Source organism: Pseudomonas sp. TE3895, from assembly GCF_056278855.1.
The window spans coordinates 1,032,501-1,047,185 of sequence record NZ_JBWBQE010000001.1 but is presented as its reverse complement, the minus strand read 5'-3'; the positions used below and the strand labels follow the sequence as shown (position 1 = coordinate 1,047,185).

Annotated in this window: 8 protein-coding genes and 3 rRNA genes (1 of these 11 cut by a window edge); 6 read left to right on the top strand and 5 right to left on the bottom strand. The window is 58.4% G+C overall.

The genetic code is table 11. The annotated features are described in order from the left end of the window. The first annotated feature begins 997 nt into the window (after nucleotides 1–997). Nucleotides 998–3,154, top strand: coding sequence for a type I secretion system permease/ATPase (locus ACZ889_RS04690; protein ID WP_003256004.1), 2,157 nt, complete (start codon nucleotides 998–1,000; stop codon nucleotides 3,152–3,154). Between the two features lie 7 nt (nucleotides 3,155–3,161). Beyond that, the gene (locus ACZ889_RS04685) at nucleotides 3,162–4,520 is read left to right on the top strand and encodes an HlyD family type I secretion periplasmic adaptor subunit (protein ID WP_476258011.1); all 1,359 of its coding nucleotides are present in this window, start codon (nucleotides 3,162–3,164) and stop codon (nucleotides 4,518–4,520) included. Between the two features lie 155 nt (nucleotides 4,521–4,675). Here ACZ889_RS04685 and lapD read toward each other — a convergent pair whose 3' ends face one another. Next, nucleotides 4,676–6,622, bottom strand: a complete 1,947-nt coding sequence (gene lapD / locus ACZ889_RS04680) for a cyclic di-GMP receptor LapD (RefSeq protein ID WP_003256007.1) — start codon at nucleotides 6,620–6,622, stop codon at nucleotides 4,676–4,678. A gap of 10 nt (nucleotides 6,623–6,632) precedes the next feature. Next, nucleotides 6,633–7,394, bottom strand: a complete 762-nt coding sequence (lapG, locus tag ACZ889_RS04675) for a cysteine protease LapG (protein WP_011953175.1) — start codon at nucleotides 7,392–7,394, stop codon at nucleotides 6,633–6,635. A gap of 203 nt (nucleotides 7,395–7,597) precedes the next feature. On the opposite strand from lapG, the gene ACZ889_RS04670 reads away from it, so the two are divergent. The 4 genes from ACZ889_RS04670 (at nucleotide 7,598) to ACZ889_RS04655 (ending at nucleotide 12,438) form a co-directional block, all read left to right on the top strand. After that, nucleotides 7,598–8,287, top strand: a complete 690-nt coding sequence (locus ACZ889_RS04670) for a GntR family transcriptional regulator (protein WP_003256010.1) — start codon at nucleotides 7,598–7,600, stop codon at nucleotides 8,285–8,287. Nucleotides 8,288–8,393: 106 nt separating this feature from the next. Continuing rightward, entirely contained in the window at nucleotides 8,394–8,897 is a 504-nt protein-coding gene (locus tag ACZ889_RS04665) for a sigma-70 family RNA polymerase sigma factor (protein ID WP_003256011.1), read from the top strand. 4 nt (nucleotides 8,898–8,901) lie between these two features. After that, a complete protein-coding gene (locus ACZ889_RS04660; protein WP_180689022.1) occupies nucleotides 8,902–9,858 on the top strand; it encodes a FecR family protein in 957 nt (318 codons plus the stop codon). Between the two features lie 165 nt (nucleotides 9,859–10,023). Then, nucleotides 10,024–12,438 carry a TonB-dependent siderophore receptor gene (locus ACZ889_RS04655; protein WP_180689023.1) on the top strand — a complete coding sequence of 805 codons (2,415 nt, stop codon included), beginning with the start codon at nucleotides 10,024–10,026 and terminating at the stop codon, nucleotides 12,436–12,438. A 66-nt stretch (nucleotides 12,439–12,504) separates the two neighbouring features. Here ACZ889_RS04655 and rrf (ACZ889_RS04650) read toward each other — a convergent pair. The 3 genes from rrf (ACZ889_RS04650) to ACZ889_RS04640 form a co-directional block, all read right to left on the bottom strand. Further along, nucleotides 12,505–12,620: ribosomal RNA gene (rrf, locus tag ACZ889_RS04650) — 5S ribosomal RNA — on the bottom strand. 109 nt (nucleotides 12,621–12,729) lie between these two features. Then, nucleotides 12,730–12,845 (bottom strand): 5S ribosomal RNA (rrf, locus tag ACZ889_RS04645). Between the two features lie 130 nt (nucleotides 12,846–12,975). After that, nucleotides 12,976–14,685: ribosomal RNA gene (locus ACZ889_RS04640) — 23S ribosomal RNA — on the bottom strand (it continues 1,185 nt past the right edge of the window).

Genomic DNA, 14,685 nt, shown 5'->3' with positions numbered 1-14,685 from the left:
TGGACTCTCCGTGTGACCCGATGGGTACTTCCCTGCCAGAGCGGCGCTTGCTAGCCACTTCAGGCGGAACTATGTCGATGATCTCTTGACGATTTTTGACGTCAATATTCCGTCTATAACTTTTTGGAATTGCCTAACTGCCAAACTATTGACCTTATACATGCCATCCTAAACAATCGGCAATGTAATGTCACATTGATATTTGTACCTTAGCCAAGCGTTTCCTTAGGACAAATGTCTTACATCATCTAAAGGGTGTTAAGCCGTCAGCTCCAGCACTTTTTCATACACCTCAACACCCGTAAATCATGCGGCGAGACTGTCCTCCTTCGGCAATGTCAGCATTACTGGCGTCAATATCCAGATCACTGTCAAATGCCCGGACACTGATTGCCGAATAAGCACAAACCTTGCCGGAATGCGGCCAGGCAGAGGTCGATAACCAGCCTGACCCGGGAGCGCTTGCTCGCTCGAGGCACACCAGGCTTTCAACGCTGCGCAAGCCACAAGCAGCGATTTGTCGCAAATCAAAGACATGGCGTACGAGTGCGCAAATACTGGCCTCCCTATCATGGGAAATCGCTTGCGAATATTGAATGCAAGAAAGCAAAGGATCTGCTTTCTATAGATGAATTTTGACTAACAAGCCACGGATATGCGCCAACAAACCAGCGCCTGTTTACTGACAATGACTAAGCTGGAACCCACAGCCCTTGCTTCCCTTGGCTGAGTGGCAGGCTATGCTGCAACAAGCCGGATGATGGCTGGATCAAAAATGAAACAATCATTGCCCCGCTAAGTCTGGTGAAAATGAAGCACGTAGAATTGTTTACTCAACACCGATTCAAGGCGAACATTGGCCAGCTGCTCAAGCACCGGGGCGTGATAACCCTAATCAGCACAGCTTTGCCGTACCAATAGAGAGCCAGGGTGAGCCGACCCGACCTTAACGACGGCACACCCACCCCACCCACCACAAGGATGAAGAGAGCGCCGCGTGGAATCCGAAGTCAGTCGAGTCCAACTCAGCCACGATCCACGCAGTCAGCATGACGATCCCCTGCTGGATAGTCTGCTGAGCCTGTGTGTCCTGCACCAGAAGCCCGCCAGCCGGGTCATGCTGACAACAGGTCTACCGCTACCCGCCCAGCGCCTGAGCCCTGAACTGCTGCCCCGCGCTGCAGCCCGGGCAGGCCTGCAGGGGCGCCTGCTTCAGCGAAAGCTGGAGCAGATCCCAAGTATCGCCATGCCGGCCATGCTGCTGCTCAAGGAGGGCCGCAGCGCCGTCCTGCTCGGCTGGGAGAACGATGACACCGCGCGCCTGCTACTCAGCGAGAGCGACGGTGGCGAGGTGCACGTCAGCCGCGAAGCACTGCTAAGCGACTACAGCGGCCGCGTGTTCTTCGCGCAGCCGCAGCACAAGTTCGATGTCAACCACGGCAACCTCATCCCACGCGCGAAGTCGTGGTTCCGCGACACCCTGCTGCGCAGCAAGTGGTTGTATATCGACGCTATCGCCGCCAGCCTGGTGATCAACCTGATCGCCTTGGCCGCGCCGCTGTTCGTGATGAACGTGTATGACCGGGTGGTGCCAAACCAGGCCACCTCGACGCTCTGGGTACTGGCCATCGGTATCGCCGGCGCGTACATCTTCGACCTGATCCTCAAAGGCCTTCGCGGCCTGTGCCTGGACCTGGCCGGCAAGAAGACCGACCTGATCATCTCGGCAACGCTGTTTGAACGTATCGTCGGCATGTCGATGAAGTACCGGCCGGCGCGGGTCGGCAGCTTTGCCCAGAACATTCACGAGTTCCAGGGCCTGCGCGACTTCCTCGCCTCGCTGACCCTGACCAGCCTGATCGACCTGCCCTTTACCATCCTGATTTTGATCGTCATCGCCATCATTGGCGGGCACCTGGTGTGGATACCGATCATCGCTTTCCCGCTGGCTCTGGGCATCGGCTACGCCCTGCAGCGGCCACTGATGGCGACCATGGAGCGGACCATGGCTTTGGCATCAGAGCGCCAGTCCAGCCTGATCGAAACCCTGGCGGGTCTGGATGCGGTAAAGGTCAACAACGCCGAAAGCGAACGCCAGTATATGTGGGAGCAAACCCTCGGCACCCTGAGCCGGCTGGAACTGCGCGTGAAAGTGCTGTCGAGCCTGGCGATGAACATCACCCTGCTGATCCAGCAACTGGCAGGCGTGGCAATGATCTGCGTCGGCGTGTACCTGATCATCGACGGCAACCTGAGCATGGGCGGCCTGGTGGCTTGCTACATGCTCAGCGGCCGCGCCCTCGGCCCGTTGGGCCAACTCAACGGCCTGCTCGCCCGCTACCAGCAAGCCAAGGTGACCATGGTCTCCACCGACCACATGATGGATCTGCCGCAAGAGCGCAACTTCGAAGAGCGCCCGCTGAGCCGCAAGGTGCTACAGGGCAGCGTCGAGTTCCGCGGTGTCGACTTCACTTATCCGAACCAGCAGAACCTGGCCCTGAAGAATATCAACCTGACCATCCGCCCTGGCGAGAAGGTCGGCATCATCGGTCGCAGCGGCTCGGGCAAGAGCTCGCTGGCCAAGCTCATTGTCGGCCTGTACGAGGCCGATGGTGGCTCGCTGCTGGTCGATGGCGTCGACATTCGCCAGATCGATGTCAGCGAACTGCGCCACAACATCGGCTACGTCCCACAGGACATCCAGCTGCTGGCCGGCACCTTGCGTGACAACCTGGTCAGCGGCGCCCGCTACATCGAGGACGAATTGATCCTGCAGGCCGCTGAACTGGCGGGCGTACATGAATTCGCCCGGCTGCACCCCGACGGCTACGAGCTGCAAGTGGGTGAACGCGGGCAGAACCTGTCCGGCGGCCAGCGGCAGAACGTCGCCTTGGGCCGTGCGCTGCTTCTCAACCCGCAGATCCTGCTGCTGGACGAGCCGACCAGCGCCATGGACAACACCGGTGAAGAACGCCTCAAGCAGCGCCTGCAGGCGGTGGTGGAGGGCAAGACGGTACTGCTGGTCACGCACCGTGCCTCGTTGCTGTCACTGGTAGACCGGCTGATCGTGATCGATCGCGGGCAGATTGTCGCCGACGGCCCGAAAGCCGCGGTCATGGATGCACTGAAGAAGGGGCAGATCAGTGTTGCATAAGCTGGATATGGGGCAGTTCAAGGACGGCCTGCGGCGCTATTTCAAAGGCAGCGACTCGCTTGGCGGCCAGCCGCTGCCCGAGGTAAACAAAGCCCTGATCGAAGATGCACCGCGGGTGGTGCGGCTGACCATCTGGGGCGTGATCCTGTTCTTCGTGTTCTTGATTGTATGGGCCAGCGTTGCGCCCATCGACGAAGTTACGCGGGGTGAAGGCAAGGCCATTCCCTCTTCCAAGGTACAGAAGATCCAGAACCTGGAGGGCGGCATCGTCGCCGAAATCTTCGCCAAGGAGGGGCAGATCGTCGAAGTGGGCCAGCCATTGCTGCGCCTGGATGAAACCCGCTTCGCCTCCAACGTTGGTGAAACCGAGGCTGACCGCCTGGCCATGGCCCTGCGGGTCGAACGTTTGAGTGCCGAGGTACAGGACAGCCCGCTGATAATCGACGAAAAGCTGCGTAAAGCCGCGCCAAACCAGGCGGCCAGTGAGGAGTCGCTGTACCAGAGCCGGCGCCAGCAACTGCAGGACGAAATTGGCGGCCTGCAACAGCAGTTGGTCCAACGCCAGCAGGAACTGCGCGAATACAGCTCCAAGCGCACCCAGTACGCCAACAGCCTTGAGCTGCTGCGCAAGGAAATCAGTATGTCCGAACCGCTGGTGGCAACCGGCGCGATTTCCCAGGTTGAAGTGCTGCGCCTGCGCCGTGCTGAAGTGGAAAACCGCGGTCAGCTGGACTCCACTGCGCTGGCGATCCCACGCGCAGAGGCGGCCATCCGCGAGGTGCAAAGCAAGATCGAAGAGACGCGTGGCAAGTTCCGAAGTGAAGCGCTGACCCAGCTGAACGAGGCACGCACCGAACTGAACAAGGCTACCGCCACCAGCAAGGCGCTGGACGACCGGGTGCACCGCACACTGGTCACTTCGCCAGTACGCGGTATCGTCAAGCAACTGCTGGTGAACACCATTGGCGGGGTAATCCAGCCAGGCAGCGATATCATCGAAGTCGTGCCACTGGACGACACGCTGGTCATCGAGGCAAAGATCCTGCCCAAAGACATCGCCTTCCTGCACCCTGGCCAGGAAGCGACGGTCAAGTTCAGCGCGTATGACTACACCATCTACGGTGGGCTCAAGGCCAAGCTGGAGCAGATTGGCGCCGACACCATTACCGATGAAGACAAGAAGACTACGTATTACCTGATCAAGCTGCGCACCGATCGCAGTCACCTAGGGACCGACGAGAAGCCACTGCTGATCATTCCGGGGATGGTGGCGACGGTGGATATCATGACAGGCAAGAAAACCATCATGAGCTACCTGCTCAAGCCGATCATGAAGGCGCGCTCGGAAGCGCTGCGCGAGCGGTGATAGCCGACCTGCTGGTTTCGCCATTGCTGTAGGAGCGGCCTCGTGTCGCGACAAGGCTGTACAAGCAGCCCTGCACATCGCTACGTGAACCTGGGGCCGCTATGCGGCCCTTTTGCGACTCTAGGCTGTTCCTACAGCGGCGCGCGAGAGGCCATTCAGCGCCAAGGCGCAGGCTCACCCACCAGTTGCCCCTGAATCCCGCCTACTCCCATCTCCAGCAACACCAACCGCTCCCCTTCCGTCTCGACTCGCTCAGCAATCAGCGGCAGGTCGATGCTATGCGCCGCACGCTGGATCGCTTCGATGAACAGCCGCTTGTGCTGCTCATGATCGATGTTGCGGATGTAACTGCCGTCAATCTTCAGGTACGCCAGGCCCAAGTGCGCCAGGTTGCCAATCATACTGAAGCGCCCACCGAAGCGTTGCAAAGCCAACCCGAAACCAAGCCCATGCAGGCGCCGGGTGAGTTGCTCCAATGCTGCCTGCTCAGGCAACTGCTCCTCGCCAATTTCAAAAACCAGCCGCGGGCCGAGCGCCGCATTCTGGCCCAGCAGCTCGAAAATGCGTTGAAGGGCCTTGGGGTCGGCCAGGGTGGCGGCGGACAGGTTCAACGCCAGCACCTGGTCATGCCCTCGCAGGTGCGCCAACACTTTCTCCAGCACCAGCACATCCAGCCGCGGCATCCAGCCGAAGCGCTCCAGCCAAGGCAGGAAGCGGCCCGCCGGCAAGGCCTCGCCCTGGCCATCGCGCAAACGCGAAATAACTTTGTGGTGCAGTACCCGTTGCGAGGAAGCGCACTCCATCACTGGCTGGAAGAACAACTCGAAATGCCCATTGATAAACGCCTGGTCGAGCCGTTCGTGCCAGGCATGCTGGCTATCTGCGGCAACCGCAGCAACACCTTGCTCAAGGCATACCCAGCCCGGCGTTGGCTGGTTCTCAGCGCGGGCCAGAGCCTCGTCGGCGAGCTTCAGCAATGCCTGGGGTGAATCACCAGGGCTGAACGGCGCCAGGCCTATACAAGCCACCGGGTCGATATCACTGGCCCCCGTTTCGTGCAGGCTCTGCAACGTTGCCTCCAGAGCCTGGGCAAGGTGTACTGCCTCCTCATGCACCATGCCCGGTGCCAGCACTGCAAATTCGCCGCCGCGGCTGCGGGAAATGAGGTCGTTGGTTTCCGGGTAGCTGGCACAAGTACGACGCAGCTGTTCACCTACCGCTTGCAGCAACTGGTCGGTACGCTGGCCGCCAAGGCGGGCGTTCAAGCCAGCCAGGCCCTGAACCCGCAGCAACAGCAGGTAGCCGGCGCGCGCGTCTTCCAGGTTGCTTACCCGATTGTTCAGCTGCATTTCAAAATAGCGGCGGTTCGACAGCCCGGTCAGGCTGTCCTGGTAGGACTCCGCACGCAGCCGCTCACTGCGCTCGGCCTGCTCGGTGAACAGGGCTTTGAGTTTCTCGACCATCTGGTTCATCGCTTGCACTACGCGGCGTAGCTCCGGCGTGCGTGGCAACTCTGGCAGGCTGAGGAATTCGCGGCGAGCAATAGCGTGGGATTGCTCGACCATGTAGTCCAGCGGCCTCAACTGGCGGCGCAACAGCAAAGCACCGAGCACGGCACTGGCCGCACCGCACAACAGCAACCAACCCAGGCTGCCCAAGGCACTTTGCCAAAGCTTGGCAATGGCGAACATCGGGTGGCTGATCACTTCAACGCGCGCGGCCTGCTGCCAGCCACGACTGACGATTGCATCGCCGCCGGCGGCCTCAAGGCCGATCAGGCGCACGAACCAAAGCGGCACACCGCCAGGGTCTGGCTCGGCGTGACGCTCCACCAGCACGGCATTGGAACCCAGGTCGACGACCTTGATGCTTGCATAGTAACCACTGTCGAAAATCGAGCTGACCATCAGCTCGACCATCGCTGGGTCGTCGATATTCGGCGTCAGCGAAAGCGCCAGCGCGGTGGCCGCATCCTGGGCGTGCGAGCGCAGCTGGTTGACGTATTGGCTGCGCGAGCTTTCCAGGCTGACCATGAAACTGCCACTGAAGGCGACCACCAGGAACAGGCAAATGGCCAACAGCAATTGTTTGAACAGTGACATCTGTGCTCCTTCAGTAAACCGGCTCGGCCGGGAACCCTTCGGCCTGCATTTTCTTCAACAAATCCTGCCAGCGTGACAGCCGCTTGGTATCACCAACCTTCTTGTTCCCTGCGGCGCCCGTCAGCCACAACCCCTCGCCATTGAAGGCGTACACCGGCAGCAGGTCGGTACGCTGGCTTGCCGGCTTTATGGCATCCATCAGACTGTCCAGCACCAAAGGCTGGGCCTGTGGGCTTGAATAATAGGTCAGGACCATGTGTGCCCGGTTCTGCCGCAGCGCCTTGACGTAGGTGATGCGCAGTTTTTCGCTGGGGATTCCCATGCGCCGTAGACTGAAATATTTGGCGATGGCGTAATCCTCGCAGTCCCCTGCACCTTTGATCAGTGCCTGCACAGGTGTGGCCCAGTAGTCGACCTCATGCCACAGATCGATATCCTCGACATAACGCAATTGCTGGTTGAAGAAGCGGTTGACCACTTGCAACCGTTCAAGCTCGGTACCCTGCTTCTGCGTGGCCATCAGGCTCTGCCAGGCATCGATGCGCCCCTGCCCGGCACCTAGTGGGCCGTACAGAGCCTGCGACTTGCGGCTGATCTGGGAGAAATCCCAATCCGCGTGCAAGCCGCCCAGCAGAAGACTGCCCAGCAGCGCGGCAAAGCCGACATATCGCACTACGGTTTTGAGCAACCAGGATATCGCCACTGCGAAGCCCTGTTCAGACCAGTCGAAAGCAGCGATGGTGGGGCTTGCCACCGCAAAAGACAATGGCACCCTGCAATCACGCACCCGGCTGTCAGCCCGCCTATACTTTCTGCTTACATCTTTCTATAGGCAGCTTCCTTTGACGTGCGACTTCCTCCACCATAGCCGCGCTTTTGGGGCGCCCGTACCAGTGTGGGTGCAGGTTTGACACCCTCACAAGCTGTTACTAGTGTCATTGGATCCAATACAGTCATCGTTGAGGCAGGCGTCGCGTGGCCAAGAAAATCAAATTGAGCAATGTGCTGGCCAGCGAGCAGTTGTTGCCGCATCAGGCCCGTGCCGTGATCGAAGAACGCCTGCGCAGCGCCATTCTCGATGGTCGCTTGCCCCCTGGTACTGCAGTTCGCCAACAAGAGCTCGCCACCTTGTACGGCGTCAGTCGCATGCCCGTGCGCGAAGCCCTGCGCCAGCTCGAAGCGCAATCCCTGTTGAAAGTGGAGATGCACAAGGGCGCCGTCGTTGCACCGCTGATCGGCGAGGATGCAGTGGACACCTATGCCCTTCGCGTATTGCTCGAGAGCGAGGCGCTGCGCCAGTCTATCCCGCTGCTTGATGCCAGCGACATCGCCAGCGCCCGCGGGTATATCCAGCAACTGGAGAACGAGACCAGCCACACCGAAATTGGCCGCCTCAACCGCCTGCTCCACATGGCGCTGTACAGCAAGGCGCCGAACAAGAAACTACTGCGCCTTATCGAGAACGAACTGAACGAGGAAGAACGCTTCCTGCGTTTCCATCTTTCGTCCATGGGCCTGGGCAAGCTCACTCAGGACGATCACAACGCACTGGTAGATGCAGCCAGCGACAAGCTGGTGGACGAAGCGGTAGCGGTGCTGGAACGGCACCTCAATGGCGGGGCGCGGGTGATCCGCAATTACCTGGATACGCAATTGGGGCGTTAGCCCATCACCAGCTTTACGCGGTAATTGATGGGTTGCAAATTAATCTTGCTCCGCCAACAATGAGACTAATTATCATTAACGTCCATTGATGCCGGCGCCCTCCTCCATGCCCAGCAACGATTCCGTGCAAACGCTCTACAGTGACCACCACGGCTGGTTGCATACCTGGCTGCGTAGCAAGCTCGGCAACGCAGCCGATGCGGCTGACCTCGCCCAAGATACCTTCGTCCGCTTGCTACAGCGTCGTGAACAATTGCAGCTGAATGCTCCCAGGGCCTTCCTGCGCACGGTAGCGCGTGGGCTGGTGATCGATCATTGGCGCCGCGAGGAACTGCACAGGGCCTACCTGGAGGCTTTGGCCCATGTGCCGGAAGCACTGGCCCCCTCAGTCGAGACCCGCGAGCTGCTGCTGGAATTGCTTGAGCGTATTGCACGCATGCTCGACGGCCTCAAACCCAAGGTCCGTCGCGCATTCCTGCTGGCTCAATGCGAGGGGCTGAAGCATCAGGCCATCGCCGAACAGATGGGGATCTCCGTGCGCACCGTTGAGCGCTACATCGCCGATGCGCTCTATCACTGCTACGTGCTGCGCTATGAAGACGACTGCTGAATCCATGACCGTCGCACGCCCTGATACAAAAACGGTCAGGCAGGCCATTCAGTGGATGCTGCGGCTGCGTGAAAGCGGGCACGATCCAGCTCTGCAACAACAGTGCGCGCATTGGCGCAGCAGCCACCACGAAAACGAACAGGCCTGGCAGCGTGTGGTTCACCTTCATCAGGACCTTGACCTGCGCGCTATTCCCGGTGCCGGGCTGGCATTGCAGACACTGGAAACCAGCCAGCAGCGCCTGCGCCGCCGACAGGCGCTGAAGCTGCTTGGCGGCGTTGTCATGGCAGGATCTGCGAGCTGGCTGGCCAAAGACCTCGATACTGTGAGTGCCTGGACGTCAGACTATGCCACCGGCACGGGCGAGCGACGCGTCTTCACCCTGCCCGATGGCTCACTGATGCAACTCAATACCTGCAGTGCCGTGGACCTGGCCTTCCATGATCAACAGCGTCTGGTCCGCTTGAAGCATGGGGAATTGATGATCAACTGCAACCCCCGGCATCCCCTGCTGGTACAAACCCGCGACGCGCTGCTGGAAGGCTTCGAAGGACGCTTTGTGGCCTATCAGGATAGCGACTGCACACGTGTCAGCGTCAGCCACGGCAAAGTGGCGATACACCGGCCTGGTACTGGCCAACTTCAGTGGATCGAAGGTGGCCAGAACTGGCGCCTGGATGCTCAAGGTGCGCACCGGCTCGCGCACATGGAGATGGATGCGATGGCCTGGACTGAAGGGTTGATCGTCACTCAGGACATGCTCCTCTCCAACTTCCTCGCGCAGGTCAGCCGCTATCGCCATGGTTACCTGGGCTGCAGCAATGAGATTGCCGACCTGCGCCTGTCGGGGGTGTTCCGCCTCGAAGACCCGGAACAACTGCTTCGGCTGCTACCGCAGACGTTGCCCGTACGACTTCGTCGACGTACACGCTGGTGGGTGCATGTAGAGAGCATGACCTGATAAGGCGTTATCGATTTCTGGCGGGTTTTGAATCCAGGTCCGGCTAGGACAGTAAGCAACACTTTCTGCCCTCGACACTTTAACGGACCCTTCATGCCTACCAACCCGGTGTTAACCCACACTTTCAGCCCGAATGATATTCGTCCAGTCCTGCAATCAGCTCACTTGCGCCACGCCATCCGGGCTGTTCTGTTTGGTACCGCCCTGGGCCTGGCAACTGCTCCGCAACTTTCCGTAGCGGCCGACACAGCCGAAGTGAGCCATGACTATGCAATACCGGCTGGCCAACTGACCGATGTGCTCAACAAGATCGCTCGTCAGGCCGGCATCACCCTATCGAGCACGCCTCAGCTGACCGATGGCCTGCATTCCAACGGACTGCAGGGGAAGTTCACTACCGATCAAGCGCTGCGCCAGTTGCTAAATGGCAGCGGACTGGAAGCCGTCAGCCAGGGGGGACGTAACTATGTGCTGCAGGCACAGCGTCAGAACGCCGCCCTGGCGTTACCAGACACCGACATCCGTAGTTTCTCCCTCGGCAACGCACTGGGCAGCATGGAGGGTTACAACGCCACGCACAGCCAGGTGGCGACCAAGACCAGCATGCCCTTGGTGGAGACATCCCAATCGGTCTCGGTAGTTACTCGACAGCAAATGGACGATCAGGGCTCTCAGACCGTTGCCCAAGCCATGCGCTACACGCCTGGAGTACTGACCAACCCGTACGGTGCCACTCATCGCTATGACTATGTAGCCATGCGCGGCTTCAACGACGGTTCGGTGGACAACATCTACGTCGATGGGCTCAAGTCAATGGGAGACAACGGCACCTACAGCACAATGCAGGTAGACCCATACTTTCTTGAGCGCATCGACATTCTCAAGGGACCGTCTTCGGTACTGTACGGGCGAAGCTCGCCGGGTGGCCTGGTAGCCCTGACCACCAAGAAGCCACTCTTTGCCCCTTACCATCAGGTTCAGGCCACGGTAGGTACTCAGGGCCAGCGTGGCGTGGGCTTCGACTTCAGTGGTCCTGTGGATGACGACAAACGCATTGCGTATCGCCTGACGGGTTTGGCGGATGCTTCCGACACTCAGTTCGACCACAACAAGGAAGAACGTTACGCCATCGCCCCTGCTATCAGTGTCGACTTCACCGAAGACACCTCACTCACGCTGCAGGCCTATTTGCAGCACGACCCTGACGGTGGGTACCACGGCGGTAACCCTGCTGATGGCATGCTGCACAAGCGCAACGGTTTGCGCCTGTCAGACCATTTCTTCGAAGGCGAGCCGAGCATCGACAACTACGAGCGCACGCAGCAATCCTTCAGCTACCAGTTTGAGCATCGCTTCAATGATGTGTTCACAGCGCGGCAGAACTTCCGTTATCAGGATTCCGACGTGTCGATGGACCAGGTGTACTCCGCCGGCTGGGCAGATGTTGACAGCAACATGTTAAATCGCGCCTATACCGGCGGCGACGAGCGTCTGCATTCGTACATCATTGATAACATGCTGCAGGCAGAATTCTTTACCGGGGCGGCCAAACACACCTTGCTACTGGGGGCTGACTACCAGCGGCGCAAAGCCGACGTGGCATGGCGCTATGGCACCGTCGGCCCACTGGATGCCGGCAATCCACAGTACGGCAATGGCAATCTTCAGGTACTGGGCGAGAACCGCTACCAGCGGCGCTTGCAACAAACGGGTGTGTACCTGCAGGATCTGGTGGAGCTGGACCAGTGGCGCTTTTCATTGGGGCTGCGCCAGGACTGGGTGAAGGTGTCCGAAGAGAACCGTGACAGCGACAGCAAGGTCAGTGATCAACGCTCCAGGTTCACCTCCCGGGCAGGGGTGCTCTACCTGTTCGAGAACGGCATTGCGCCCTACATCAGCTACTCGGAGTCGTTCAACCCGAACACCGTGTCCGACCAGCAAGGCCGGCCGCTGGCACCGACGGAGGGCACTCAGTGGGAAGCCGGCATCAAATATCAGCCACCAGGGAGCGACAACCTGTTCACCGCATCGGTGTTCCGCATCGAGCAGGAGAATTTGGCGTCTAAACAGCCTGACGAAGACTTCTATCGCCCTGTCGGTGAAGTCCGCTCGCAAGGGCTGGAGCTTGAGGCCCATGTACAGCTGACCGACAGCCTCAAACTGCTGAGTGGCTATACCTTCACCGATATCGAGTATTCGAAGTCAATGCCGAGCCTTGTCTCAGGCAACGTGGACAACAAGGGTAATTCGCCGACTCAGGCGCCGAAACAGATGCTCTCGCTGTGGGCCGACTATATCTTCCGCCAGGGGGCACTGGATGGCCTGCGGCTGGGCGGTGGGGTGCGATATGTGGGGTACAGCTGGGTCGATGCGGAAAACAGCATGAAGGTGCCTTCCTACACCCTGTTCGACGCCTCGATCGGCTATGACCTGGGCAAGGTCGGCCTGACGGGTGTGGATGTGCGCTTGAACGCCAACAACCTTACCAATGAAAGCTACATCACCTCATGTGCCAGCCTGAACTACTGCTACATGGGTGAAGAGCGCAATGTGAGCGCCACGGTCAGCTATCAGTTCTAACCGATATTGAAACCCGTAAAAGACAAAGCCCCTGTCTGCATCGCAGACAGGGGCTTTGGGTTTGAATCTTGACGATGACCTACTCTCACATGGGGAAACCCCACACTACCATCGGCGATGCATCGTTTCACTGCTGAGTTCGGGATGGGATCAGGTGGTTCCAATGCTCTATGGTCGTCAAGAAATTCTGTGTGCTGGCCCGTCCCTAGGACGTGCCTGCGAATCTCTGTAGTTCCTACTTAAAGACAAAACCCCTACCTGCATGTGCAGATAGGGGTTTTGCGAAATGAATCTTGACGATGACCTACTCTCACATGGGGAAACCCCACACTACCATCGGCGATGCATCGTTTCACTACTGAGTTCGGGATGGGATCAGGTGGTTCCAATGCTCTATGGTCGTCAAGAAATTCTGTTGCCAGAATGTCCAGATGGACAGCCCAGCGAATTCGGATATGCGATATTTGTGGTCTTACGAATTTTCGGGTCTTTCGTCTTCACCACCACAATCTGCGTAGCAGATTGCTTGGGTGTTATATGGTCAAGCCTCACGGGCAATTAGTATTGGTTAGCTCAACGCCTCACAGCGCTTACACACCCAACCTATCAACGTCGTAGTCTTCGACGGCCCTTTAGGGGATTCAAGATCCCAGTGAGATCTCATCTTGAGGCAAGTTTCCCGCTTAGATGCTTTCAGCGGTTATCTCTTCCGAACATAGCTACCCGGCAATGCCACTGGCGTGACAACCGGAACACCAGAGGTTCGTCCACTCCGGTCCTCTCGTACTAGGAGCAGCCCCTCTCAAATCTCAAACGTCCACGGCAGATAGGGACCGAACTGTCTCACGACGTTCTAAACCCAGCTCGCGTACCACTTTAAATGGCGAACAGCCATACCCTTGGGACCGGCTTCAGCCCCAGGATGTGATGAGCCGACATCGAGGTGCCAAACACCGCCGTCGATATGAACTCTTGGGCGGTATCAGCCTGTTATCCCCGGAGTACCTTTTATCCGTTGAGCGATGGCCCTTCCATACAGAACCACCGGATCACTAAGACCTACTTTCGTACCTGCTCGACGTGTTTGTCTCGCAGTCAAGCGCGCTTTTGCCTTTATACTCTACGACCGATTTCCGACCGGTCTGAGCGCACCTTCGTACTCCTCCGTTACTCTTTGGGAGGAGACCGCCCCAGTCAAACTACCCACCATACACTGTCCTCGATCCGGATAACGGACCTGAGTTAGAACCTCAAAGTTGCCAGGGTGGTATTTCAAGGATGGCTCCATGAGAACTGGCGTCCCCACTTCAAAGCCTCCCACCTATCCTACACAAGCAAATTCAAAGTCCAGTGCAAAGCTATAGTAAAGGTTCACGGGGTCTTTCCGTCTAGCCGCGGATACACTGCATCTTCACAGCGATTTCAATTTCACTGAGTCTCGGGTGGAGACAGCGCCGCCATCGTTACGCCATTCGTGCAGGTCGGAACTTACCCGACAAGGAATTTCGCTACCTTAGGACCGTTATAGTTACGGCCGCCGTTTACCGGGGCTTCGATCAAGAGCTTCGCTTGCGCTAACCCCATCAATTAACCTTCCGGCACCGGGCAGGCGTCACACCCTATACGTCCACTTTCGTGTTTGCAGAGTGCTGTGTTTTTAATAAACAGTCGCAGCGGCCTGGTATCTTCGACCGGCATGGGCTTACGGAGCAAGTCCTTCACCCTCGCCGGCGCACCTTCTCCCGAAGTTACGGTGCCATTTTGCCTAGTTCCTTCACCCGAGTTCTCTCAAGCGCCTTGGTATTCTCTACCTAACCACCTGTGTCGGTTTGGGGTACGGTTCCCAGTTATCTGAAGCTTAGGAGCTTTTCTTGGAAGCATGGTATCAACCACTTCGTCGCCTAAAGGCAACTCGTCATCAGCTCTCGGCCTTGAAATCCCGGATTTGCCTAAGATTTCAGCCTACCACCTTAAACCTGGACAACCAACGCCAGGCTGGCCTAACCTTCTCCGTCCCTCCATCGCAATAACTGGAAGTACAGGAATATTAACCTGTTTTCCATCGACTACGCTTTTCAGCCTCGCCTTAGGGACCGACTAACCCTGCGTCGATTAACGTTGCGCAGGAAACCTTGGTCTTTCGGCGTGCGAGTTTTTCACTCGCATTGTCGTTACTCATGTCAGCATTCGCACTTCTGATACCTCCAGCAAGCTTCTCAACTCACCTTCACAGGCTTACAGAACGCT

Excerpts from the sequence above, each read along its gene's own strand:
- ACZ889_RS04685 (WP_476258011.1), top strand. The coding sequence starts at position 3,162 with ATGGGGCAGTTCAAGGACGGCCTGCGGCGCTATTTCAAAGGCAGCGAC.
- lapD (WP_003256007.1), bottom strand. The coding sequence starts at position 6,622 with ATGTCACTGTTCAAACAATTGCTGTTGGCCATTTGCCTGTTCCTGGTG.
- ACZ889_RS04665 (WP_003256011.1), top strand. The coding sequence starts at position 8,394 with ATGCCCAGCAACGATTCCGTGCAAACGCTCTACAGTGACCACCACGGC.
- ACZ889_RS04660 (WP_180689022.1), top strand. The coding sequence starts at position 8,902 with ATGACCGTCGCACGCCCTGATACAAAAACGGTCAGGCAGGCCATTCAG.